This is a genomic window from Variovorax raffinosi, assembly GCF_051216615.1.
Taxonomy (GTDB): Bacteria; Pseudomonadota; Gammaproteobacteria; order Burkholderiales; family Burkholderiaceae_C; genus Variovorax.
Genome location: NZ_JBPJZR010000002.1, coordinates 921233 through 945433, shown reverse-complemented (window position 1 = coordinate 945433; position 24201 = coordinate 921233). Strand labels below are relative to the sequence as shown.

The window sequence follows — 24201 nt, the reverse complement described above, 5'->3', positions numbered from 1 at the left end:
TGAACCCGCACCCGAACCCGCACCCACACCCGAAACAGCAACGCCAAGAACCACCCCCAGAGCGGACGGACATCTAAGTCCTGACCCGCCCGTCACCAGTCAGCATCGACAGCTCGACAAACTTCGAGCCCACATGGTTCTTCGACGAGAACGACACCTCGAAGCCGCCGAACTGCTGGCGGTCGATGCTCTCCAGCCCCGCGACCAACCCGTCCCGCGTGGCCTTGCCCGGCGCCTTGCGCAGCCCCTCCGTCAGCACCTTCGCGGCCAGATAGCCTTCCATGCTCGAGAAGTTCGCGCTGGCGCCGCCGCCGGCCTTGCGCACCGCTTCGGCGAATTCGCGCGTGATCGCGTTGGCCGGGTTGTAGGGCGAGGGCACCACCTGCGTCACCATCACGCCCGCTGCCTCCTTGCCCAGTTCATCGGCCAACGCCTGCGTGCCGACGAAAGACAGGTTGATGAAGCTGCCGCCGTAGCCCGCCTTGCGCGCCTCGCGGATGAAGGCCGCGCAAGCCTTGTAGGCGCCGACCTGGACCACCGCGTCGGGCCGCGCAGCCACCAGCGTCTTCACCGCCTGTGCCACGTCGGACGAGTTGCGCTCCACCGTGGCCAGCGCCACCGGCTTCAGCTCCTGCTGCGACAACGCCAGCGTCACGCCGTCGAGCCCGGCCTTGCCGTAGGCGTCGTTCTGATAGAAGACAGCGATCTTCTTCAAGCCCAGGTGGGTGAGGTGCTTCACCATCAGCGCCGTTTCGTCGTTGTACGAAGCGCGCAGGTGAAACACGTTCTTGTGAAAAGGCTCGCGCAGCGACATCGCGCCGGTGAACGGTGCGATGAACGGCACCTTGTCCTTCACTGCCAAGGGCAGCGCGGCCAGGCTGGTCGGTGTGCCGATGTAGCCGAACAGGGCGAACACGTCTTCCTCGATCAGCTTGCGGGTGTTGGCGGCGCAGCGGTCGGGCTCGTAGCCATCGTCCAGGTTCTTGATGACCACGTCGCGCTGGCCCGGCTGTGCGTTGTACTGGTCGAGGAACAGCTTGGCGCCCTGGTGGAACTGGATGCCCAGTTGCGCCGCCGGTCCGGTGAACGGCGCCGACTGGCCCAGCACCAGCGGTGCCTCGCTCTGCGCCTGTGCAATGCCGAAGCCGCCCAGCGTGGCGGCCGCTCCGACGGTCAAAGAAAAACGCCTGCGATTCAACATCCTGAAAACCTCCCACTGTGCTCTGGCTTGCGCACAAATTAGACTCGCCCGATGGCCCACGCACCGGATACCTTGCTCGAAGAAGCACCCACCCAGCCCGCAACGTCCACCGTGTTGGGGGCCTGCCCCCACGACTGCCCGGACACCTGCGCCCTCGTCACCACGGTCAAGGACGGCGTCGCCGTGAAGCTGCAGGGCAATGCCGCCCACTCGCACACCGGCGGCGTGCTGTGCACCAAGGTGTCGCGCTATATCGAACGCAACGACCATGCCGAGCGGCTGGTGCAGCCCCTCAAGCGCGTCGGGCCCAAGGGCAGCGGCCAGTTCGAGCCGGTGTCGTGGGATGCCGCTCTGGACGACATCGCCGCGCATCTTCGGTCATTGCAGGGCGATCCTGAAGCAATTGTCCCCTACAGCTATGCGGGCACCATGGGCCTGGTGCAGGGCGAATCGATGGACCGGCGCTTCTTCCACAAGCTGGGCGCCACGCTGCTGGACCGCACGATCTGCTCCATGGCCGGTGGCGAGGCCATGGTCTACACGCTGGGTGCCAAGGTCGGCATGCGGATCGAGTTCTTTGCCGAGGCCAAGCTCATCCTCATCTGGGGCAGCAATTCCATCGCCAGCAACCTGCATTTCTGGCGCCATGCGCAGGCCGCCAAGCGCGCCGGCGCACGGCTGGTGTGCATCGACCCTCGCAAGACCGAAACCGCCGACAAGTGCGACGAGCACATCGCGCTGCTGCCCGGCACCGACGCCGCACTGGCGCTGGCACTGATGCACGAGCTGATCGTGCACGACTGGCTCGACCACGACTACATCGCCAACCACACGCTGGGCTGGGAGCAACTGCGCGAGCGTGCCCTGCAGTGGCCGCCTTCGCGCGCGGCGCAAGTCTGCGGCGTGCCCGAAGAGCAGATCGTGGCACTGGCAAAGGCCTACGGCACCACCAAGCCCGCCGCGATCCGCCTGAACTACGGCATGCAGCGCGTGCGCGGCGGCGGCAACGCGGCCCGCGCTATCGCCTGCCTGCCCGCGCTGGTGGGCGCTTGGCGCGACCGCGCGGGCGGCCTGCTGCTGAGCAGTTCGGGCCACTACCCGGTCGACCGCGCCGCACTGCAGCGGCCCGACCTGATGGCCGGCCGTCGGCCGCGCACCGTCAACATGAGCACCATCGGCGATGCGCTGCTCGACACCGCCAAGCCGGTGAAGGCCATCGTGGTCTACAACAGCAACCCCGTGGCCGTGGCGCCCGAGTCGGCCAAGGTGGTGGCGGGCTTCGCGCGCGAAGACCTGTTCACCGTGGTGCTGGAGCAGTTCCGCACCGACACCGCCGACTACGCCGACTACCTGCTGCCCGCCACCACGCAACTGGAGCACTGGGACATTCACTGCAGCTACGGCCACACCGACGTGCTGCTCAACCGCCCGGCCGTGGCGCCGCGCGGCGAGGCCCGCAGCAACGCCTGGGTGTTCCGCGAGCTGGCGCGCCGCATGGGCTTCGACGAGCCCTGCTTCTCGGAAAGCGACGAGTCGCTGTGCCGCACCGCCTTTGCCGAAGACAGCATCGACTTTTCGCAGTTGCTCGCGCAGGGCTTCACCACGGTGAAGCTGCCCGATGCGCCCTTTGCCGAAGGCAAATTCCCCACGCCTTCGGGCCGCTGCGAGTTCTTCAGCGGGCGCCTTCAGGCCATGGGCATGGACGGCCTGCCCGACCACGTGCCCAACTGGGAGCCGGCCGGCAGCTCGACCGAGTTCCCGCTCGCGATGATCTCGCCGCCCGCGCGCAATTTTCTCAACTCGACTTTCGTCAACGTGACGAGCCTGCGCGCCATCGAGGTCGAGCCGCTGCTCGAAATCCACGAGGCCGATGCTGCCGCGCGCGGCATCGAGGACGGCGCCACCGTGCGCGTGTTCAACAAGCGCGGCGAGCACCACTGCCGCGCCGAGGTCTCGCGCCGCGCGCGCCAGGGCGTGGTGCACGGCATGGGCATCTGGTGGCGCAAGCTCGGCATGGACGGCACCAACGTCAACGAACTCACCAGCCAGCGCCTGACCGACATCGGCCGCGGCCCCACCTTCTACGACTGTCTGGTGCAAGTCGAAAAAGCATGAGGCCCCTGTTCGCCTTGACGCTGGCCGGTGCGGCGCTGCTGTCGCTCTCCGGCTGCGCCGACCTCGGCTACTACTGGCAATCGGCCAGCGGCCACATCGGCATCATGCGGGCCGCCAAGCCCGTGCCTGAGTGGCTGGCCGACCCGGCCGTGTCGACGCAGCTCAAGGCCAAGCTCGAACTCACGCAGCGCATCCGCCGCTTCGCCGTGACCGAACTGGGCTTGCCCGACAACCCCAGCTACAAGTCGTACGCCGACCTGCACCGCGCCGCCGCCGTGTGGAACGTGGTGGCCGCGCCGCCGTATTCGCTCACGCTCAAGAGCTGGTGCTTCCCGGTCGCGGGTTGCGTGGGCTATCGCGGCTACTACGACGAAGCCGCAGCCAAGGCTGAAGCCGAGGCGCAGAAGAAGCTCGACATGGAGGTGGCCGTGTACCCCGTGCCCGCGTACTCCACGCTGGGCTGGATGAACTGGGCCGGTGGCGATCCATTGCTGTCGACCTTCATCGGCTACCCCGAAGGCGAACTCGCGCGCATCGTGTTCCACGAGCTGGCGCACCAGGTGCTTTACGTGGCGGGCGACACGGTGTTCAACGAGTCGTATGCCACGGCGGTCGAACGCATCGGCGGCGCGATGTGGCTGCAGCGCGAAGCCGGCGAGGCGGCCCGCCGCGAATACACGCAGTTCGATTCGCAGCGCCAGGACTTCCGGGCGCTTGCGCTCAACACCCGCCGCGCGCTGACGCAGGTTTACGAATCGCCGCAAGCCAAGGCCAAGGATTGGGCCGCCGTGGAAGTCATGAAGCAGGCCGCCATGGCCGACTTTCGCGCGCGTTATGCCAAGCTGCGCGAAGGCTGGCCCGGCCCGCGCCAGGGCGCTTACGACGGCTGGGTGGCGCGCGCCAACAACGCGGCCTTCGGTGCGCAGGGCGCCTACGACGACCTGGTGCCCAGTTTTGAGAAACTTTTCGAGCGCGAGGGCCACGACTGGCCGCGCTTCTACACTGAGGTCCGGCGCATTTCCAGATTGCCGACCGAGGAAGAACGCCGCAGCGCGCTGCAGGCGGCCACCGGTATCCTGCAAACCCACAGCGACCACAACGACAAAAACGGAGATCACCACGGTGCCTGACATCCATATCGAACGCAACCACACGCTGGGCATTGCCGGCGCACGCGAAGTCGCGCGCCAATGGGTGCAACAGGCCGAGCAGGAGTTCGGCCTCGAATGCGCCTACACCGAAGGCAAGGACCGCGACACCGCGCAGTTCACCCGCGCGGGCATCGACGGCACGGTCGAGGTCACGGCGAGCACCTTCACGCTCGATGCCACGCTGGGCTTTCTGTTCAGTAGCTTCAGCGATCAGATCGAAGAGAAGATCACGCGCAACCTCGATGCGCTGCTCGACGCGCCGCAGGGCGGCAGCCGCTTCGCCTGAGCGGCTTTCTTCTCTTCTTCTTTTTTCTTTCAGACGATGGTGTAGCCGCCGTCCACCGGCAGCGCGACACCGCTCACCATCGACGCGCCGTCGCTCAGCAGGAACAGGACTGGCGCGACCACTTCTTCCACCTGTGCGAAGCGGCCCAGCGGAATCCCCCGGATCGCCGCCGCGCTCTTGACCGGATCGGCCCAGGCCTGTTCGGCCATCGGCGTGAGCGTGACGGTCGGGTTCACGCTGTTCACGCGAATGCCGTGCGGTCCGAATTCGAGGCACAGCGAGCGCGTGATCGCATCCATGGCCGCCTTCGATGCGCAATAACAAAGATGCGCGTCGAGTGCCACCAGCGCGGCCTGGCTCGACACGTTGACGATGCTGCCGCGCACACCGGCCGTGATCATGGCCTTGCCGCAGCGCGAGGCCACCAGAGCGGCGGCGCGTGCATTCACTGCCATCACGGCGTCGAAGTTGTCGGCCTGCAGGTCGAGGGCCGATTCGAGCAGAGCGATGCCGGCGCAATTCACCACGAGGTCGAAGGCTGGCAATGTCGCGAGTGCGCGTTCCAGTGCGGGGACGTCGGCTACGTCAAGTACCAGCGGCGTGCAGTTGGCTTCTGCGTGCAGTGCATCCAACGCGGCTGCGTTGCGTCCTATGGCCGTTACTTGCGCACCTGATTGCGCGAGCCGTGCCGCCACTGCGCAGCCGATGCCACTGCTTGCGCCGGTCACGAGTGCTCGCTTGCCTGAGAAGTCGAAGGAGGTGGTCATGTCAGTGGGTATGTTGGGTGGGTGTTGTGTTCAGGGCGAGTGCGAATGACACCAGGAGCTCCCCTCCGCGAATGTCCCCCGCTTCGCTCCTCCTTTATTTCGCTGCGGGGAGCACCTGGCGTCATTCGCACAGGACGCGCTGCTGGTGTACTGCTGATCAACGACTGCTCTGTCCAGCGCTCGCGCCGATACGGGGCTCTTTTTCGCGAAATAAAGGAGGAGCGAAGCGGGGGACATTCGCGAAAAAGAGCACCGTGTCGGCGTGAGTGCCGCCCTGAACAGCAGCGCCTCAGGGCTAAAGAAAAGAGTTCATCCCAACCGATGCATCGCATCCCGCAACGCCGGATAAAGCGACTTGTAGATATCGAAGCGATCGCGGTAGACGGCTTGCGCCGCAGGCTCCGGCCGCGCTCGTTCAACCAGCGTGACCCAGCCGCGCTCAGCGACGGCAGCGTCGACCAACCCAGCACCGAGCGCAGCAAGCATCGCCGCACCAAGCGCCGCCTCGACCTCTTCCTCGATGGTGAACACCCGATAGCCAGTGATGTCCGCCACGATCTGCATCCACAGATCCGAATGCGCCGCGCCGCCGACCACGATCAGTCGGTCGTCCAGTGGCTGCCCGCTTTGCCGGCCGGCTTCGATGTTGTGCTGCAGCGCGAAGCTAACGCCCTCAAGCACCGCGCGGTACAGATGCGCGCGGCTGTGGGCGAGCGACAGGCCGATGAATGCGCCCTTGGCCTGGGCGTCCCAGATCGGGCTGCGCTCGCCCATCAGGTAGGGCAGGAAGACCAGCCCCTGCGCACCGGGCGGTACGTCGACGGCCTTGCGCTCGATCAGCGCGTGCGCGTCTTCGCCGGTGCGCGCGGCCTCGGCGATCTCGGCCTGGCAGAAGGTGTCCTTGAACCACGTGATGGCCGCCCCCGCCGTGATCGCACCGCCGAACACATAGCTGCGGTCCACGCCCCGGTACACGTGCGGCATGGTGATGAGCTTGTGCCGCGCATCGACCGTCGGGCTCACGAAGCCCCAGCACATGCTGGTGCCGATCATCGCCACGTGGTCGCCACTGCCGGTGACGCCCGCGCAGAAAGTGGCCACGGCCGCATCGACGCCGCCCGCCATCAACGGCATGCCTTCGGCAAGGCCGAGCTTCGCGGCCCATTCCGCGCTGAGGCCACCCACGATGTCGCTCGACTCGACAAGGCGCGGCGGCATCATGCGCGCCGGAATGCCGAGCATGTCGAGCGCTTCGCTCGACCAGCGACGCCGCGCCGCGTCGTACACGCCGCCGATGTTGCCGGCCGAGCTGTGATCGACCGCAAGCTCGCCGGTCAGGCGCCAGTTGATGTAGCTGTTGGGCGGCAGGAAGTACGCGGTCCTGGCCCACACCTCGGGCAACTGGTCGCGAATCCACAGGATCTTCGTGAAGCCGTGATAACTGTCGACGCCGTTGCCGGTGATGGCTTCGAGGCGCGGCACATCGACGTTCGCGTTCACCCATGCGACCTCAGCGGTGGCGCGCCGGTCCATCCAGATCAGGCAGGGGTGCAGCGGCTGCATGGCCGCATCCACCGGGATGCCCGCGCCGCCGTAGAGGCTGCTCACGCACATCGCGGCAATGTCCGAAGGCGCGACGCCGCTTCGTGCAACGCAGGTGCGAACGCTCTCGCACACCGCGTCGAACCACACCGCGCAGTCTTGTTGCGCCCACAACGGCTTCGGCGTTTCGGGCTGGTAGGCCACGCTGTGTTGCGAATGCACCTTGCCGTCGATGCCGACCAGCAGGCACTTGGTGCTCTGCGTGCCGATGTCGATGCCGATCACGTATTTCATGGTTGGCTGTCTCTCGGTTTCTCAGGATCTGGGCTGCGGCTTGAGCAGCACCTTGATGGAATCCAGCGAGTTTGCCAGCGCAAAGGCGCGTTCCCATTCGGTCAATGGAAAGTCATGCGTCACGATGCCCTTCGAAGTGACGAGCCCGCGCGCCAGCAGGTCAATGGCGACGGGGTAGCAGTACGGCCCCAGGTGCGCGCCGCGCACGTCCAGCTCCTTGCGGTCGCCGATGATCGACCAGTCGGCGCTGGTCTCCGAGCCGAACACGCTGAACTCGACGAAGCGGCCGAGCTTGCGGATCATCTCCAGCCCCTGCGTCACGCCGATGGGCGCGCCGGTGGTCTCGATATACACGTCGCAACCGTAGCCTTCGGTCAGGCCCTTGACGATGGCGTCGGCGTTCTCGGTCTTGGGGTTGATCGTCACGTCGGCGCCGTACTCCTTCGCCAGGGCGAGGCGCTCGGGCACGAGGTCGATCACGATCAGCTTCTTCGGCGTCTTCAGGCGCGCGGCCTGCACCATCATCAAACCCAGCGGGCCCGCGCCCGCGATCACCACCACGTCGTCGAGCTGGATGTCGCCACGGTTCACCGTGTGGATCGCGCACGACAGCGGCTCGATGATGGCCGCGTCTTCCAGCGAGATGCCATCGGGGATCTTGTGCACGCGCGAGGTCGGCGGCAGCCGCATGTAGTCGGCCATGCCGCCATCGGCCACGATGCGCTGGAAGCCGAAGATGTTGTGCACCTCGCACATCCAGTATTTGCCCGAGGTGCAGAAGCGGCACTTGCCGCAAGGCACGATCTGCTCGGCGATCACGCGGTCGCCTTTCTGCACGCCGAAGTGCTCGGCTGCGCCTTCGCCGAGTGCTTCGACATAACCGAAGAACTCGTGGCCTGGAATGACCGGCGCCTTGACCCACGAAGGCTGGCCGTCACCGCCCCAGAACATCTTTGCGCCTGAATGGCACTTGCAGTCGGAGGCGCAGATGCCGCAGGCGGCGATGGAGATCAGCAGTTCGTTCGGGCCGATGGTGGGCATGGCCACGGTTTCGAGGCGGTAGTCCTTGGGGCCGTGGCAGACGACGGCCTGCATGGCGGCAAGTTCGCCGATGGCGCCTGAGGCGTTGGGCTGGAGTTTTTGGTACGACATGGGGTCCTTGTGGTCGGAGGGGGGTGTTGGGTTTGGGTTTGGTTTTTCTCCCTCCCCTTCCGGGGGAGGGCAGGGGTGGGGGCAAGCGGCGGTCGATGAGGCACTGGGCCAGAACCCGCGCCGCTTGCCCCCATCCCTGCCTTCCCCCAGAGGGGGAAGGAGCAAGACAGAAGGAAAGAGGGGTCAGCGTTTGGCTTCGCGGCTGATGAAGATCGCGAGCAGAACAATCCCGCCCTTGATGATCAATTGCAGATACGGCGACACACCGATCATGTTGAGACCGTTGTTCAGCACACCGAGCAGCAGCGCGCCAACCAGCGTGCCCACAATGGCACCGCGCCCACCGGCAATGGACGTGCCACCCATCACCACAGCCGCGATCGCATCCAGCTCGAAGCCCACGCCCACGCCGGGCTGTCCGCTGGTTACGCGCGCCGCTTGCACGATGCCGGCAACGGCAGCAGTGAATCCGCTCAGCCCATACACGAGCAGCTTGTAGCGCGACACGCGAACGCCCGACAGCCGCGTGGCTTCCTCATTGCCTCCGATGGCATAAACATAGCGACCGAACGGCGCCATGTTCAGCAGCACATACGCCACGAGGTAGGTGGCCAGCATGATGAGGATCGGAACCTTGATGCCCGCCAGCACGCCACCGCCGAGAAAGGCGAACGAATCGGGCAGTCCGTCGATCGGATACCCACCCGTGTAAATCAGCGCGATGCCGCGCGCAATGCCCATGGTGGCCAGCGTCACGATGATCGGCGGCATGCGCAGGTAGGCCACGCAGTAGCCGTTGAACAGGCCGATCACCACGCCGACAGCCAGCCCCAGCGGCACAGCAAGCATCGGCGGCAGCCCGAACTGCACCATCATCCCCGAGGCCAGCGTGCCCGACAGCGCGACCACCGCACCCACCGAAAGGTCGATGCCCCCAGTGAGGATCGCAGCCGTCATGCCCACCGCGATGATCGCGTTGATCGACGATTGCAGCGCGATGTTCTGCAGGTTGCCCCATGAGAGGAAGTTGTCGGTCGCGACGATCATGAAGACCGAGATCGCGATGAGCCCTACCAGTGGAAGGAATGCTGTGGAGCGGCGCAACTGGGTGAAGAAGCTGCCTGCAGGCGCCGGCGGTGTGGGGTGCGTAGCGGTTGTGTTCATTTCAGGTGCTCCACTGGGCATTGCGAGGTTTTGAAAACGTGGGCTTCTGTTCGGGGTGCGTGCGAATGACACCGGGTACTCCCCTCCGCGAATGTCCCCCGCTTCGCTCCTCCTTTATTTCGCTGCGGGGAGTACCCGGCGTCATTCGCACCTAGGCACGCTCTGCGTTTGCGGCCGATCAACAAGTGCTCTGAGCGCTCACGTCGATACGGGGCTCTTTTTCGCGAAATAAAGGAGGAGCGAAGCGGGGGACATTCGCGAAAAAGAGCACCGTGTCGGCGGGAGTGCCGCCCTGAACAACGAGCGCCAAACACAACGCGTCGAATCAAAAAACCAGCAGCAGAAGTCATTGAAGGCCCCCCGAAGAAGTAGCGCAACGCATGATGTCGCCCGAGTTGATGGCGTCGCCTTCGAGCGTCGCCACGATGGCCCCGCCAGAGAACACAGCGACGCGATCACACATGCCGACGATCTCCGGCAACTCGCTAGAAATCATCACGATCGATTTGCCTTGCCGCGTGAGTTCACGCATCAGGCTGTAGATCTCCGCCTTGGCACCCACGTCGATGCCGCGCGTGGGTTCGTCGAAGATCAGCACCTCGCAGTCGTGGCCGAGCCAACGCGCGATCACCACCTTCTGCTGGTTGCCGCCCGACAGCGTGGCAACCCGCGTCTCGATGTCAGGCGCCTTCACACCCACACGCTTGGAGAGTTCGCTCGCCGACTGTTTTTCCGACCTCTGGCTCACCAGCCCCGCATGACGGTGCTTGCCCAGGTTGTTCATCGAAATGTTGAAGCGGATCGTGAAGTCGGTGATCAGCCCCTCGACCTTGCGGCTCTCCGGCAGCAGGCCGATGCCGTTCTCCAGCGCCTGCGTCGGATCGTTCAATCGCACGGGCTTGCCGTTGCGCAGAACGGTCTTGCGATGCACGCGGTCGGCGCCCATCATTCCCAACGCAAGCTCGGTGCGGCCCGAACCCACCAGCCCCGCAAACCCAAGGATCTCGCCCTCGTACAGATCGAAGGCGTTGACCGGCCCGCCCTTCGCGAGTTGAATTTCCGGCACTTCAAGCACCTTGCGGCCGCGCGGCGCAGGCTGTGGCTTCGGCGGAAAGTTGTGTTCGATGCGGCGGCCCACCATCATCTCGACCAGCGCATCCACATCGGTCGCACCGACGTCCGCATGTCCTGCATTGGCCCCGTCGCGCAGCACACTGATGCGGTCGCACACCTCGAAAATCTCGTCCAGGTGGTGCGAGATGAAGATCATCGCCACACCCCTGGCACGCAGCTCGCGCATGATCTTGAACAGATGCCCCGCCTCGTTCGGCGTGAGCGTGGCGGTCGGCTCGTCGAGCACCAGCAGCCGCGCCTTCAACGACAGCGCCTTGCCGATCTCCACGAACTGCTGCTGCGCCACCGAGAGCCGGCAGATCGGCACGCCGAGGTCGATCTGCACGCCCAGCTCGTCGAAGAGCCGCTGCGCCGAACGCTTCATCGCCGCCTTGTCCATCAGCCCGAAGCGGTTCTTCAGGTAGCGGCCAAGAAAAATGTTCTCCACCGCATTCAGGTACGGCACCAGGCTGAACTCCTGGAAGATGATGCCGATGCCCGCCGCAATCGCGTCGTTGTAGCCCGCGAACTGACGCTCGCTGCCTTCGATAAAAATGCGGCCCTCGTCGGCCTGGTAGATGCCGCCGAGGATCTTCATCAGCGTCGACTTGCCCGCGCCGTTCTCGCCGAGCAGCGCATGCACCTCACCCTTGCGGATCGAAAGGTCGATGCCCGCGAGCGCCTTCACGCCGGGGAAGCTCTTGGAGACGCCTTCGAGCCGCAGCATCTCGGCGTTGTCGTTCGTGGTCACGGGCCTGTCCGTCCGCTAGTTCGTTTGCTTGCGCGTCTTACCAGCTGAAGGTCTTGGCGCCTTCAGCGTCGATCAGCTTCACATCGACCGGCACGGCGGCCGGCACGTTCGCACCCCACTTCTTCGCAAGCGCAATGCCGATGGCCAGCCGGATCTGGTCGCGCGGGTACTGCGCGGTGGTCGCGATGAACTTGGAGCCCGCCTTCTGCATTGCCTTGATGGCTTCAGGCGCGCCATCGACGCTGGTGAGCTTCACGTCCTTGCCGCTGGCCTCGATGGCAGCGAGCGCGCCCATCGAGCCACCGTCGTTCACGCTGAAGATGCCCTTCAGGTTGCCATTGGCCTGCAGGATGTTCTCGGTCACGGTGAGCGCGGTGGCGCGCTCCTGCTTGCCGTTCTGCGTGCTCACCACCTTGATGCCGGGGTACTTCGCAAGCGCTTCGCGGCAGCCCTTCACGCGCTCAAGAATCGGCACGACCGGAATGCCGTCGAGGATCGCCACGTCGCCCTTCTCGCCGATGCTCTTGGCAAGGTACTCGCAGGCCAGGCGGCCCGCGTCGGTGTTCTTCGAGCCCACGAACGAATCGACCGGGCCTTGCGCGTTGGCATCCACCGCCACCACGATCAGCCCCGCCTTCTTGGCCGAGCGCACGGCCGACTGCACACCGGCGGAGTCGGTCGGGTTCAGCAGCAGGATGTCGACCTTCTTCTGGATCATGTCTTCCACGTCGCCGATCTGCTTGGCCACGTCGTGCCGCGCGTCGGTGGTGACCACGGTCGCGCCGATGGTGGCGGCGGCTTCTTCCAGAGCCTGCTTCATCGTCACGAAGTAGGGGTTGTTCAGTTCCTGGAAGGTCATGCCGATGCGCAGCGGCTGCTTGGGCGCCTGCGCTTGCGCGGCGGATGCGCCGCAGACCAGTGCGGCGGTGAGGGCGGTGGCTTTGAGGATGTTCTTCATGGTGGCTGTCTCCTTGGGTTTGTGATGGACTGACTGATTGACTGACGGTCGAAAAAACGCGGACAAAGGCTCGCCCCACGCGGCACCCGAGGGGGCCGCGCCGGTGACGACACGGGAACACGAAAAGAAGCCCGGCTACGGCGGGTTGGCGGCACGCGAGGCCGCGGCCTGCATGCGATGGAAATTGCGGAACTTGGTCGGCGGCATGCGCTTGTGCAGCAGGAACTGCCGGTTGAAGTTCGACACGTTGTTGAAGCCCACGTCCATGCAGACGTCGAGCACAGGCTTCTCGCTGTTGGTGAGCAGCTCGCAGGCGCGGCTGATGCGCAGCCGGTTCACATAGCGCACGAATGACTGGCCCGTGTGCTTGCGGAAAGACCGCGAGAAAGCGCTCGGGCTCTGGCCCACCAGCTCGGCCAGCATCGGCTCGCGCAGGTCGTCGCCCAGGTTGGCCGCGATGTGCGCCAGCACGTTGTTGATCGCATGCGACATGAAGGCCTTGGGGTCGGGCTTGAAGGCGGGGCTGGCGAGCCGCTGGCGGTCGCTGCTGTCGACCAGCAACTCGAGCAGCGACAGCAGCAGGATCACGCGGCGCAATCCCCGCGCTTCGAGCAGCGATTCCATGATCGGCTTGGCGGCAATGGCGGTCTCGGCGGAAAAGAGCACGCCCGCGCCCGACTCGGCCAGCAGTGGCACGATCCGCTGGAACTCGGGGAAGGCCGCCGCCATGTGGTCGGGCAGCGTGGCCGGAAACTGGATCACGATGCCGCGCCGCTCGACGCTCTGGCCGGCGGGCACGTCGCTGATCCAGTTGTGCGGCAGGTCGGGACCCATCAGCACGAGGTTGCCGGGCTCGAAGTGGCCGACGTGGTCGCCCACGAAGTACACGCCCTTGGTTTCCACGATCAGCTGGATTTCGTATTCGGGGTGGAAGTGCCAGCGCACCGTGCGATACGGATAGCCGTGCGCCCAGGCGGTGAACGACTCGTCACCGCGGACTTCGACGATTTCCAGATCGGGTTGCATGGCGTTCTTCTTTCCTTGTCTCTTTGTTGGCTTGCTTGTTTGTCGCGGATGGCGACGTGTGACAGCGTGGGGCGGACTGTACGAATCGCCCAGGACGTCAACAACCAGAGATGGCGCTTCAGGTTGATACTTTTTTGACATCAAGGCAAGCCGCTGGACACGGGCATTGCATCGCAGCAAAGCGCTTTCTCCTCCGGGGAGAGCGGGGCGCCACGGTGCGATTGCTGCACTGCAAAAGCCGCCGAAAGCAGCGCGTCAAAATTTCATAGGTGTTTTCCCGCCCCGAGAGCGCCCGGCGTCGGCACGGCACACTCTGGCGCCATGACGAACACCTCTTCTTCTCCTGCGGCCACGGGCCCGCTGGCCGGCCTCAAGGTCGTCGAACTCGGGCAACTCATCGCCGGGCCTTTTGCCGCACGCACGCTGGCCGACTTCGGCGCCGAGGTCATCAAGATCGAGCCGCCCGGCGCGGGCGATCCGCTGCGCACCTGGCGGCTGCTGAAGGACGGCACGTCCGTCTGGTGGCAGGTGCAGTCGCGCAACAAGCGCTCGCTGGCGCTCGACCTGCGCGAGCCCGAGGCGCAGGCCATCGTGCGCCAGCTCGCGGCCGAGGCCGATGTGTTGATCGAGAACTTCCGCCCCGGCGCGATGGAAGGCTGGGGCCTGGGCCCCGACGCGCTGCTGGCCGCCAACCCCGCGCTCGTGATGCTGCGCATCAGCGGCTACGGCCAGACCGGCCCCTACCGTGATCGCCCCGGCTTCGGCGTGGTGGCCGAGGCCATGGGCGGGCTGCGCCATCTCACGGGCGAGCCGGGCCGCGTGCCGGTGCGCGTGGGTGTGTCGATCGGCGACACGCTGGCGTCGCTACACGGCGTGATCGGCGTGCTGATGGCGATGCAGCACCGGCATGCGACGGTGAGCGCCGAACATCCGAAGGGCGTGGGGCAGGTGATCGACGTGGCGCTCTACGAGGCGGTCTTCAACTGCATGGAAAGCCTGCTGCCCGAGTACGGCGAATTCGGCGCGGTGCGCGAGGCCGCCGGCAGCGCATTGCCCGGTATCGCGCCGACCAATGCGTACCGCTGCGCGGACGGCGGCTATGCCATCGTCGCGGGCAATGGCGACAGCATTTTTTGCAGGCTCATGGAGTGCATCGGCCGGCCCGATCTCGCGGCCGATGCGGCGCTGTCGGGCAATGCGGGACGGGTGGCGCAGGTCGAAATGCTCGATGCTGCCATCGGCGACTGGACCGCGCAGCGCACGGTGAGCGAAGTGCTGGCCGCGCTCGATGCGGCGCATGTGCCGGCCGGTCGCATCTACACCATCGCCGACATCGCGGCCGATGCGCACTACGCCGCGCGCGGCATGCTGCAACAGGTGACCATGCCGGACGGCAGCGCGCTTTCCGTACCCGGCTTCGTGCCCAAGCTGTCGCTCACTCCCGCCAGCCACCGGCACAACGCGCCGGCGCTGGGCGCGGACACCGATGCGGTGCTGAAGGAAATCGGGTTGAGCGCCGAGCAGATCGCCGCGCTGCATGCGCGCGGGATCGTCGGCTGATCGACGAAGACGCTCAGGCGCGCAGCGATTCGATCAGGTCGATGTATTGCTGCTTGGCTTCGTCGGCGCTCACGCCCTTCACAGCCGTCCATGCGTCCCACTTGGCGCGCGCCACGAAGTCGCTGAAGCTGGGCTTCTTGGCGGCGTTGTCGCCTTCGGTGGCCTGCTTGAACAGGCCGTAGATCTTGAGCAGTGTCGGGTTGTCGGGCCGCTCGGCGAGCAGCTTGGAGTTGGCCTGGGCGGCTTCGAACAGGGCGTTGAGATCGGACATGGCGGTCGTCAAATTGAAAAGCAGAAAACGCGCATCTTAAATGCCGTGGTACCTGCCTGTACCAGACTCAGTCGTGCAACCCCACCCGCGCCAGTTCCACGTCCAGCCGCTCCCGCGCATCCGCGGGCTTCAGCGCGGCGGCCTTCTCGAAGAGCTGCGTGGCTTCGCCCATGCGCGACTCGCCATGCAGCATCGCCAGCGCGCGGGCGTACTCCATCATTCCGGCGGCCGAATCGGGGTGCATTTCGAGGCCGCGCTCGAACAGCTCGATCGATGTTTCGGCACGCACGCCATAGGTCATGCGCCCGACCAGCGGGCCCACCTTGTCGATCACTTCTGCATGGAAGGCGGCCAGCGCGAAGTGCGCGTCGGCATGTTGTGGCTGCAGCGCGATCACGCGTTCCAGCGCGGCCTTGAGCTTGCTGCCCAAACCCTGCGCGAGTGCGCGCGCCACGCTGATGCCCTGGCTGTAGCGGCCCAGCGCATAGGCCTGCCAGTAGAGGGCGTGGCAGTTCTCGGACTCGGCGGCCACCTGGGCACCGGCGCGCTCGATCACCTGGCGGAACATCGACAGGCGCACGGCTTCGCGCGGCTCCAGGTAGTTGGCGTAGATGGCGGTGGCCTGGTTGGCGAGCACCAGGCCGTCGGCGCCGTGCCGCAATCCGAGGGCGGCGGCGCGTTCGAATTCGCCGCTGTGGAACAGGGCCCAGCCCTCGGCGAGCGGCGAATCCTCGGCCGGCGGCGGCAGTCCGTTGCCGGCATGCAGGCGCTGCCAGTGCGGCAGCACGCTGCGGGCGTCGTAGCGCGGCGTGTCGGCGTAGGGCAGGGGGGTCCAGGGTTCCGTGTTGGCGGCCACCGGCCCGGAGGACATGAGCGAGAGCGGTTTGAAGTCTGGGTGGGGCATGGTCTAGACCGCCATATCGACAGTGGGGGCCGCGGCGCTGCCGCCGTTCGCGGCATCTTCCCCGTTGTAGGCATTGCTCAGTGTCAGCAGATGCCGTCGCTGTTCGCGTCCGAGGTAGGGCGCCAGCAGGTGCAGTGTGTGATGGCCGCCGCGCAGCAGCGCACCCTGTGCGTGCGCAGGCTCCAGCGCCTCGCGCGGGTTGCGCACGTATTCATAACTGAGCCAGTAGGTCAGCACCACGACCATGCTCTGCGCGAGCGTGTCGACCTCGTGCGCGTCGATCTCCAGATGGCCGGAGCGGCCCAGGCCCGCGATCAACTGGCGGATGGCGCGGGCCTTGTTCTTCAGCACGAGCTGGAACTGGGTCTCGATGTGCCGGTTCTTGCTCAGCAGGTCGTTGAGGTCGCGGTACAGAAAACGGTAGCGCCAGATCAGCTCGAACAGGCTGTGCATGAAGAACCATGCGTCTTCCACGTCGTGCACGCCTTCGCTGGCGTGCAGCAGCTCGTTGAGTTCAGCCTCGTAGGCTTCGTAGAGCTTGTTGATCAGCTCTTCCTTGGCGGGGTAGTGGTAGTAGAGGTTGCCCGGACTGATGTTGAGTTCGCCCGCCACCAATGTGGTCGAGACGTTCGGTTCCCCGAAGCGGTTGAACAGGTCCAATGCGGCTTCGAGGATGCGTTGCGCTGTGCGGCGTGGCGCCTTCTTTGCCATGTCGGTGCCCCCGTGTGTCTCGTGGTCTCTTGGGGACACTCTAGCGTATGTGCACCGCACCATGAACGGTGCGGGCCATGTTTTGCGGTGCTGATTTTTTGTGCAGTGCCGCAATATCGGCAGGATCAGCCGGCGTTGCCGCTGTTGTGGCGGCGCACGGTTTTCTTCGCGGGAGCGGTGGGTGCCTTGCGTGCAGCGGTCTTGCGGGCGGCGCGCGCCGTCTTGGCGGGCGTGGCGGTTTCGCTGCTGGCGCCACCGCGGTGCTTCAGTTGGGCTTCGAGGGTGTCGATGCGCGCCTGCAGCGCGGCCATGTCGGCGGCCGAGGGCACGCCGAGTTTTTCGAGCGCGCGTGCCACGCGTTCTTCAAAGATGTTCTCCAGCTTGCCCCACTGGCCGGCGGCCTTGGTGCCGAACTCGCTGGCAAAGCCGGCCATGCGGGTCTGGGCCTGCGCCAGGGTTTCTTCGGCGGCTTGCTGGGTCTTCTTCTGCATGCCCGCGCCGTCCTTGACCAGCGCCTCGAAGGCCTTGCTGCCTTCCTGCTGCATCTTGGCGAAGGCGCCGAGGCCGGCCAGCCAGATCTGCTGGGCGGAATCCTTGATGCGGTCGGAGGCTTTGTTGTTGTTGCTGCTGTCGTCGTCGGCGGTAGCCATGCGGATGTTCCTTGAAAGGGGGCGTCGAATCGCAGGACTCTAGCCGCCCACGGCCTTCGCCGTTAGAGCTTTCCGCCTAGTTGCGAAGGGTCAGGGCGTGGCGCCGGCCGCGCGGCTGGCGTCGAGATGCGTCTTGGCGCGTTCGGCCAGGGCCATTTCACCGGGCGTGCCGGGCACGAAGCTCTGCACCGGCAGCGGCCGTCCGTGCGAGTCGACCGAGACGAACACGATCAGGCATTCGGTGGTCTTTTCCATCGCGCCGCCTTTCATGTCGCCGCTGCGCACCTCGACCGAGATGTTCATGCTGGTGGTGCCGGTGTAGGCCAGGCGGGCTTCGACTTCGACGAGGTCGCCGATCATGATCGGCCGGTGAAAGCGGATGCTGCCGATGAAGGCGGTGACGCAGTAGCGTTTGGCCCAGCTGGTCGCGCAGGCGTAGCCGGCCTCGTCGATCCACTTCATGACCGTGCCGCCATGGACCTTGCCGCCGAAGTTGACGGTGCTGGGCTCGGCGAGAAAGCGCAGGGTGATGGAGGACATGGGGCGCCTTTTTTGTGTGGGCTGTGGTGGGGAGCCGCGATTATGCGAGCGGCCGGTGTCTGGTTCCGCGCCGGCTGTCTCCGGGGCATGCGCGTCTGTCTGCAAGGCTTGTGCCATGCCATGCCTTGTTTGTTGGGTCGGATTCGGGTTCATTCAGGGCGAGTGCGAATGACACCAGGTGCTCCCCTCCGCGAATGTCCCCCGCTTCGCTCCTCCTTTATTTCGCTGCGGGGAGCACCTGGTGCCATTCGCACTGGGGCACGCTGCTGGTGATCGCCGATCAACAACCGCTCTGTCCAGCGCTCGCGTCGATACGGGGCTCTTTTTCGCGAAATAAAGGAGGAGCGAAGCGGGGGACATTCGCGAAAAAGAGCACCGTGTCGGCGTGAGCGTCCCCCTGAAAGAACAACAGCAGCGCAAAAAATCAGCCGTTGAACAACTGAGCCATCGTGCGCCGCAGCCACGCATTCCCCGGGTCCGCATGAAAACGCTCATGCCAGTGCTGCTTCACCGCATAGTCCGCCAGCGTGAAGGGCGGCTCCAGCAACTTCACCGGCTCCTGCGTCGCCAACACCTTGCCCAGAATGCGCGGCACCACCACGATCAGCTCGGTGTGCGCCACGATGCGCGCCACGCTCAAGAAGCTCGACAGCCGCACCACCACATCGCGCTTCAGCCCCAGCCGCGCGATGGTCGTGTCGACGATCGCGTGGCCCGTGCCCGAGGTCGACACCACCGCATGCGCCTCCGCCTCGAAGCGCTTGCGCGTGAGCCGGGCGCCGATGCGCGGATGGTTCTGCGCCGCCAGGCACACGAAGTTCTGCATGAACAGCGTCTGCTGGTAGAAGCCCGCGTCCAGTTGCGGCATGAAGCCCACGGCCAGATCGACCTCGCCGTCCTGCAACCGGCGCCCGCTGATCGTGGAGATGATCTCGGTCTCGATGTGCACGCCCGGCGCCACATGCCGCAGATGGTCGAGCAGGCCCGGCAGCAGCACCACCTCGCTGATGTCGGTCATGCAGATGCGAAAGCGCCGCTGCGCCTGCGCCGGATCGAAACTGCTGCGGTTGCCCTGGGCCTGCGCCAGTTGCGCCAATGCCTCGCGCAGGTTGGGATAGATGCGCTCGGCATGCGGCGTGGGCTGCATGCCCTGCGCGGTGCGGGTGAAGAGGCGGTCGTCGAAATGCGCGCGCAGCTTGTTGAGCGCGGTGCTCGCCGCTGCCTGCGCCATGCCCAGTCGCTCGGCCGCCTTCGAGACATTGCCGGTCTTGTAGACCTCGTCGAACACGGCGAGCCATTCGAGATCGAGCTTGGACATGAGGGGTTCTTTTCCGAAGGCGAAAGACACCATTATCCGAATTTGCAATTCCGGGTATTGGCTACCGGCCTTGAGGAAATAGTGGTGCGGATCAACAATGCCGCCGTTGGCGTCGTTGTTGTTGTTGTTCGTCGCTGGCGCCCGGAGACAAAAACCCGCCATGAACCCCGCATCGCAAAACAAAGCCCCCGCGCCCGCCCCGGCCAACGCCGCGGAGCGCCGCGACTACTACGCGCGCATCCGCCCGCTGAACCTCTCGCCGCTGTGGGAATCGCTGCACGCACTGGTGCCGCGCGAACCGCAGACGCCCTGCGTGCCGGCGCTGTGGCGCTACGACGAAATCCGCCCGCTGCTGATGGAATCGGCCGACCTCATCACCGCCGAGGAAGCCGTGCGCCGCGTGCTGGTGCTCGAAAACCCCGCACTGCCCGGCAACGCGTCGATCACGCAGTCGATCTACGCGGGCCTGCAGCTCATCATGCCGGGCGAGATCGCGCCTTCGCACCGCCATGTGCAATCGGCGCTGCGCTTCATCGTCGACGGCAAGGGCGCCTACACCACGGTGGGTGGCGAGCGCACCACCATGTACCCGGGCGACTTCATCATCACGCCCTCGTGGGCCTGGCATGACCACGGCAACGAAGGCATCGGCGGCGTGACCGAGCCGGTTGTGTGGCTCGACGGGCTCGACATTCCGATGCTGCGTTTCTTCGACGCCGGTTTCGCCGAGAACGACGACGCCAAGGTGCAGCACGTGTCGCGGCCCGAAGGCCACAGCCTTGCACGCTTCGGCCACAACATGGTGCCGGTGCGGCACGACCATGTGTCGGCCACCTCGCCGATCTTCAACTACCCCTATGCGCGCAGCCGCGAGGCACTGGCCCAACTGCAGAAGCAGGAAGCGCCAGATGCATGGCTGGGCCACAAGCTGCGCTACGTCAACCCGCTGACGGGTGGCTCACCGATGCCGACCATCTCGACCAACCTGCAGCTTTGCCCCAAGGGCTTCGCGGGCAAGACGCATCGCGCGACCGATGGCGCCGTGTACAGCGTGGTCGAAGGCCATGGCATTGCCGAGATCGCGGGCCAGCGCTTCGAGTTCGGCCCGCGCGACACCTTCGTCGTGCCGTCGTGGGCACCGCTGCGGCTGTTGTCCCCGGCCGAAGACACGGTGCTCTTCAGCTTCTCCGACCGCCCCGTGCAGCAGGCCATGGGCATCCTGCGCGAAGCCTTCCTCGAAGACGCCTGAACACAGGCGCTTCTCTTTTTTCTTTCTTTTCATTTGTTCGACCGTGTGCCGCCGTGTGCGGCAGGAGCCCCCATGTCCTTCGTTTTCACGCCCCCTTCCATCGTCGGCCTGCCCATCGCCGATTCCGACAAGCTGTTCCCCGTGCGCCGCGTCTACTGCGTCGGCCGCAACTACGCGGCGCATGCGCGCGAGATGGGGTTCGACCCCGACCGCGAACCGCCTTTCTTCTTCTGCAAGCCCAATGACGACGCATCGGTGGTGCCCGTGGCCGAAGGCCAGACCGGCGCCATTCCGTACCCGCCGCTCACGAGCAACTACCACTACGAAGCCGAACTGGTGGTCGCCATCGGCAAGGGCGGCAAGGACATTCCGGTCGAGCAGGCCGCCAGCCACATCCACAGCTACGCCGTGGGCCTGGACATGACGCGCCGCGACCTGCAGATGAAGATGCGCGAGCAGGGCCGCCCGTGGGAAATCGGCAAGGCCTTCGACTTCTCGGCACCCATCGCACCGCTGCGCACGCTGGCCGACGTGGGCGAGATCAACGGCGGCGCCATCACGCTCGAAGTCGATGGGCAGGTGCGCCAGAGCAGCGACATCGCGCACCTGATCTGGTCGGTGAATGAAGTCATCGCCAATCTCTCGACGCTCTTCACGCTGCAGCCCGGCGACCTGATCTTCACCGGCACGCCCGAAGGCGTGGGCGCGGTGAAGGCTGGCCAGACGATCAAGGTGAGCATCGAGCGGCTGCCTTCGCTCACCGTTCGCATCGACTGACACGACACGACAGCGCCCGGGAACATAACGACAAGGAGACATCCACGTGCCAGCCGTCCCACCCACCATCGACGTCGCCAGCTTCATCGATCAGCGCAGGGTGTCGCCCTACCAGATCATGATCGTGGTCCTGTGCTTCCTGATCGTGGCCATCGACGGCTTCGACACGGCCGCGATCGGCTTCATCGCGCCGGCCATCCGGGCGCAGTGGCAGCTTGCGCCGGCCCAGCTCGCACCGGTCTTCGGCGCCGGCCTGTTCGGCCTCATGGTGGGCGCGCTGACCATCGGGCCTTTTGCCGACCGCTTCGGCCGCCGGACGGTGCTGCTGCTCAGCGTCTTTTTCTTCGGCCTCATGAGCCTGGTGTCGGCCTGGTCGACGTCGCTCGACATGTTGATCGTGCTGCGCTTTCTCACCGGCCTGGGGCTCGGCGGCGCCATGCCCAATGCGATCACGCTGACGGCAGAGTACTGCCCCGAGAAACGGCGCTCGCTGCTGGTCATGACCATGTTCTGCGGCTTCACCGTCGGCTCGGCGCTGGGCGGCCTGGCATCGGCCGGCCTCGTCGAAGCCTACGGCTGGCATTCGGTGCTGGTCGTGGGTGGCGTGCTGCCGCTGTTGCTGCTGCCGGTGCTGTGGGTGCTGCTGCCCGAGTCGGCCCGTTATCTCGTCACCACCGGCAAGCGTCTGGACGAAGTCACGCGCACGCTGCGGCGCATTTCTCCCCACACAGACCTGCAAGGCGCCACCTACAAGTTGCCGCCGCGCCCGCCGGCCGGCTCGCCGGTGTCGCATCTCTTCAGGCCCGACCTGCTGCGCGGCACCTTGCTGATGTGGCTGGCCTTCTTCATGAGCATGCTGATCATCTATCTGCTGTCGAGCTGGTTGCCCACGCTGCTCAAGACCACCGGCGTCAGCCTCCAGACCGCGGCGCTGATCACCATGATGTTCCAGGTGGGCGGCACCCTGGGCGCGATCGCCCTGGGGTGGCTGATGGACCGGGCCAATCCGCACTACGTGCTGGCTGCGGCCTACGGGCTCGCGGCGCTTTTCATCGCCGCCATCGGCAGCGTCACCGCAACGCCGTGGCTCGTGGGAACGGTGGTGTTCCTGGCCGGCTTCTGCGTCTCCGGAGGGCAGGTCGGCGCCAATGCGCTGTCGGCGGGCTTCTATCCCACCGATTGCCGCGCGACCGGCGTCAGTTGGGCCAACGGAATCGGGCGCATCGGGTCGGTGGTCGGCTCGATGGGCGGCGGCGCGATGCTGGCCATGGGCCTGTCGCTGCCTTCGCTGTTCGCGGTGGTCGGCATTCCGGCCATCGTCGCGGGGCTGACGCTGGCGATGCTGGGCGTTCATCGGGCGAGGGCGCAAGGGCTGGTCTCGCATGCCGTGCGCGCCTAGATGCGCCTAGGCATCGAATGACCCGCTCCCCAAAGAAGAGATACGCAAGGAATTCATCAAGATGACGTCGACCCGAGTCAACCCCACCGTGCTGCTCGTCGGCGGCGGCATCGGCGGCATGGCCGCCGCGCTCGCGCTGGCCCGGCTGGGCGTGGCCATCGACCTGCTGGAGCAGAGCGCCGCCATCGGCGAGATCGGCGCCGGCCTGCAGCTCGGCCCCAATGCTTTCGCGGCGCTCGATGCACTCGGCGTCGGCGAGGCGGTGCGCAAGGGCTCGGTGTTCACCGACCGGCTGGTGATGATGGACGCGGTCGATTGCAGCGAAGTGGCCTCGGTGCCGGTCGGCGAAGCCTTCCGCGCGCGCTTCAAGAATCCCTATGCGGTGAGCCACCGCGCCGACCTGCACGGTGCGATTCATGAGGCGGTGAAGCAGCATCCGCTGATCCGCTTCCACACCTCGGCGCAGGTCGAGTCGCTCGACACCGGCGCGCATGGCGTGACGGCCATCACGCGCGATGGCCGCCGCTTCACCGCCGATGCCATCGTCGGCTGCGACGGCGTGAAATCGGTGGTGCGTGCGAAGTTGATCGGCGATGCACCGCGCGTCTCGGGCCACGTGGTCTATCGCGCGGTGGTGCCGGCGGCCGACATGCCGGCCGACCTGCGCTGGAACGCGCCCGTGGTCTGGGCCGGCCCCAACTGCCACCTGGTGCACTACCCGCTGCGCCACGGCGAGCAATACAACCTGGTCGTCACCTTCCACAGCCGCGAGCAGGAAGAGTGGGGCGTGACCGATGGCAGCAAGGAAGAAGTGCTGTCGTACTTCGAGGGCGTGCATGCGCGCCCGCGCCAGTTGCTCGACCGGCCCACCTCGTGGCGCCGCTGGAGCACCGCCGACCGCGACCCGGTCGCGCGCTGGAGCGAGGGCCCGGCCACGCTGCTGGGCGATGCGGCGCATCCCATGATGCAGTACCTCGCACAGGGCGCCTGCATGGCGCTCGAAGACGCAGTGACGCTGGGCGAAGCCGTGAAGGCCTGCGATTTCGACATGGCCGCCGCGTTCAAGCTGTACGAAGCCGCGCGCGTTGCCCGCACGGCGCGTGTGGTGCTGTCGGTGCGCGAGATGGGCCGCATCTATCACGCCAGCGGCGTCGAGCGGCTGGTGCGCAACAGCCTCTGGGTGGGGCGCACGCCCGAGCGCTTCTACGATGCCGTCGAGTGGCTGTACGACTGGCGCCCCGCGCATTGCCTGGACGATGCGCCAACGGCGCTTCTTTCGCCTCGCTGAATTCCGTTCCCTTC

Annotated in this window: 22 protein-coding genes; 8 read left to right on the top strand and 14 right to left on the bottom strand. The window is 66.1% G+C overall.

Annotation, left to right across the window (positions count from 1 at the left end):
* Nucleotides 1-73: 73 nt before the first annotated feature.
* Nucleotides 74-1201: an ABC transporter substrate-binding protein gene (locus ACSFB7_RS10335; protein WP_435469632.1), complete on the bottom strand. Its 1128-nt coding sequence runs from the start codon at nucleotides 1199-1201 to the stop codon at nucleotides 74-76.
* Nucleotides 1202-1252: 51 nt separating this feature from the next.
* Between ACSFB7_RS10335 and ACSFB7_RS10330 the strand changes: the two genes are divergently transcribed.
* Genes ACSFB7_RS10330 through ACSFB7_RS10320 form a run of 3 tightly spaced genes read left to right on the top strand, consistent with a single transcriptional unit; the run spans nucleotide 1253 to nucleotide 4753 of the window.
* Nucleotides 1253-3316: a molybdopterin-containing oxidoreductase family protein gene (locus ACSFB7_RS10330; protein ID WP_435469630.1), complete on the top strand. Its 2064-nt coding sequence runs from the start codon at nucleotides 1253-1255 to the stop codon at nucleotides 3314-3316.
* The gene (locus ACSFB7_RS10325; protein ID WP_435469628.1) at nucleotides 3313-4446 is read left to right on the top strand and encodes an aminopeptidase; all 1134 of its coding nucleotides are present in this window, start codon (nucleotides 3313-3315) and stop codon (nucleotides 4444-4446) included. The genes ACSFB7_RS10330 and ACSFB7_RS10325 overlap by 4 nt, the downstream gene beginning before the upstream one ends.
* Nucleotides 4439-4753, top strand: a complete 315-nt coding sequence (locus ACSFB7_RS10320; RefSeq protein WP_435469626.1) for a polyhydroxyalkanoic acid system family protein — start codon at nucleotides 4439-4441, stop codon at nucleotides 4751-4753. Before ACSFB7_RS10325 ends, ACSFB7_RS10320 begins: the two co-directional genes overlap by 8 nt.
* A gap of 29 nt (nucleotides 4754-4782) precedes the next feature.
* On the opposite strand, the gene ACSFB7_RS10315 is transcribed toward ACSFB7_RS10320, so the two are convergent.
* The 7 genes from ACSFB7_RS10315 to ACSFB7_RS10285 all read right to left on the bottom strand — a co-directional run bounded on the left by ACSFB7_RS10315 (nucleotide 4783) and on the right by ACSFB7_RS10285 (nucleotide 13520).
* Entirely contained in the window at nucleotides 4783-5520 is a 738-nt protein-coding gene (locus ACSFB7_RS10315) for an SDR family oxidoreductase (RefSeq protein ID WP_435469624.1), read from the bottom strand.
* A gap of 309 nt (nucleotides 5521-5829) precedes the next feature.
* Nucleotides 5830-7356, bottom strand: coding sequence for an FGGY-family carbohydrate kinase (locus ACSFB7_RS10310; RefSeq protein ID WP_435469622.1), 1527 nt, complete (start codon nucleotides 7354-7356; stop codon nucleotides 5830-5832).
* Nucleotides 7357-7377: 21 nt separating this feature from the next.
* Nucleotides 7378-8508, bottom strand: a complete 1131-nt coding sequence (locus ACSFB7_RS10305; protein ID WP_435469620.1) for an alcohol dehydrogenase catalytic domain-containing protein — start codon at nucleotides 8506-8508, stop codon at nucleotides 7378-7380.
* Nucleotides 8509-8691: 183 nt separating this feature from the next.
* Nucleotides 8692-9672, bottom strand: coding sequence for an ABC transporter permease (locus ACSFB7_RS10300; RefSeq protein WP_435469618.1), 981 nt, complete (start codon nucleotides 9670-9672; stop codon nucleotides 8692-8694).
* Between the two features lie 346 nt (nucleotides 9673-10018).
* A complete protein-coding gene (locus ACSFB7_RS10295) occupies nucleotides 10019-11512 on the bottom strand; it encodes a sugar ABC transporter ATP-binding protein (protein ID WP_435469973.1) in 1494 nt (497 codons plus the stop codon).
* A gap of 61 nt (nucleotides 11513-11573) precedes the next feature.
* Nucleotides 11574-12494 carry an ABC transporter substrate-binding protein gene (locus tag ACSFB7_RS10290; RefSeq protein WP_435469616.1) on the bottom strand — a complete coding sequence of 307 codons (921 nt, stop codon included), beginning with the start codon at nucleotides 12492-12494 and terminating at the stop codon, nucleotides 11574-11576.
* 135 nt (nucleotides 12495-12629) lie between these two features.
* The gene (locus tag ACSFB7_RS10285) at nucleotides 12630-13520 is read right to left on the bottom strand and encodes a helix-turn-helix domain-containing protein (protein ID WP_435469614.1); all 891 of its coding nucleotides are present in this window, start codon (nucleotides 13518-13520) and stop codon (nucleotides 12630-12632) included.
* A gap of 321 nt (nucleotides 13521-13841) precedes the next feature.
* Here ACSFB7_RS10285 and ACSFB7_RS10280 point away from each other — a divergent pair, with 321 nt between their 5' ends.
* Entirely contained in the window at nucleotides 13842-15080 is a 1239-nt protein-coding gene (locus tag ACSFB7_RS10280) for a CaiB/BaiF CoA transferase family protein (RefSeq protein ID WP_435469612.1), read from the top strand.
* Nucleotides 15081-15093: 13 nt separating this feature from the next.
* On the opposite strand, the gene ACSFB7_RS10275 is transcribed toward ACSFB7_RS10280, so the two are convergent.
* The 6 genes from ACSFB7_RS10275 to ACSFB7_RS10250 all read right to left on the bottom strand — a co-directional run bounded on the left by ACSFB7_RS10275 (nucleotide 15094) and on the right by ACSFB7_RS10250 (nucleotide 19474).
* Nucleotides 15094-15351 (bottom strand): acyl-CoA-binding protein, encoded by a 258-nt coding sequence (locus tag ACSFB7_RS10275; protein ID WP_435469610.1) that lies wholly within the window; start codon nucleotides 15349-15351, stop codon nucleotides 15094-15096.
* A 67-nt stretch (nucleotides 15352-15418) separates the two neighbouring features.
* On the bottom strand, nucleotides 15419-16255 hold the full coding sequence (locus tag ACSFB7_RS10270; protein ID WP_435469608.1) for a tetratricopeptide repeat protein: 837 nt from the start codon (nucleotides 16253-16255) through the stop codon (nucleotides 15419-15421).
* A gap of 3 nt (nucleotides 16256-16258) precedes the next feature.
* Nucleotides 16259-16966, bottom strand: a complete 708-nt coding sequence (locus tag ACSFB7_RS10265) for a TetR/AcrR family transcriptional regulator (protein WP_435469606.1) — start codon at nucleotides 16964-16966, stop codon at nucleotides 16259-16261.
* Between the two features lie 125 nt (nucleotides 16967-17091).
* Nucleotides 17092-17616, bottom strand: coding sequence for a phasin family protein (locus tag ACSFB7_RS10260; protein ID WP_435469604.1), 525 nt, complete (start codon nucleotides 17614-17616; stop codon nucleotides 17092-17094).
* 90 nt (nucleotides 17617-17706) lie between these two features.
* The gene (locus tag ACSFB7_RS10255; protein WP_435469602.1) at nucleotides 17707-18156 is read right to left on the bottom strand and encodes an acyl-CoA thioesterase; all 450 of its coding nucleotides are present in this window, start codon (nucleotides 18154-18156) and stop codon (nucleotides 17707-17709) included.
* 424 nt (nucleotides 18157-18580) lie between these two features.
* Entirely contained in the window at nucleotides 18581-19474 is an 894-nt protein-coding gene (locus ACSFB7_RS10250) for a LysR family transcriptional regulator (protein WP_093246416.1), read from the bottom strand.
* 160 nt (nucleotides 19475-19634) lie between these two features.
* Here ACSFB7_RS10250 and gtdA point away from each other — a divergent pair, with 160 nt between their 5' ends.
* The 4 genes from gtdA to ACSFB7_RS10230 all read left to right on the top strand — a co-directional run bounded on the left by gtdA (nucleotide 19635) and on the right by ACSFB7_RS10230 (nucleotide 24187).
* Nucleotides 19635-20723, top strand: a complete 1089-nt coding sequence (gene gtdA, locus ACSFB7_RS10245; protein ID WP_435469599.1) for a gentisate 1,2-dioxygenase — start codon at nucleotides 19635-19637, stop codon at nucleotides 20721-20723.
* Between the two features lie 72 nt (nucleotides 20724-20795).
* The gene (locus tag ACSFB7_RS10240) at nucleotides 20796-21500 is read left to right on the top strand and encodes a fumarylacetoacetate hydrolase family protein (RefSeq protein ID WP_435469597.1); all 705 of its coding nucleotides are present in this window, start codon (nucleotides 20796-20798) and stop codon (nucleotides 21498-21500) included.
* A gap of 46 nt (nucleotides 21501-21546) precedes the next feature.
* On the top strand, nucleotides 21547-22899 hold the full coding sequence (locus tag ACSFB7_RS10235) for an MFS transporter (RefSeq protein WP_435469595.1): 1353 nt from the start codon (nucleotides 21547-21549) through the stop codon (nucleotides 22897-22899).
* Nucleotides 22900-22960: 61 nt separating this feature from the next.
* Nucleotides 22961-24187, top strand: coding sequence for a 3-hydroxybenzoate 6-monooxygenase (locus ACSFB7_RS10230; protein WP_435469593.1), 1227 nt, complete (start codon nucleotides 22961-22963; stop codon nucleotides 24185-24187).
* Nucleotides 24188-24201: the final 14 nt, after the last annotated feature.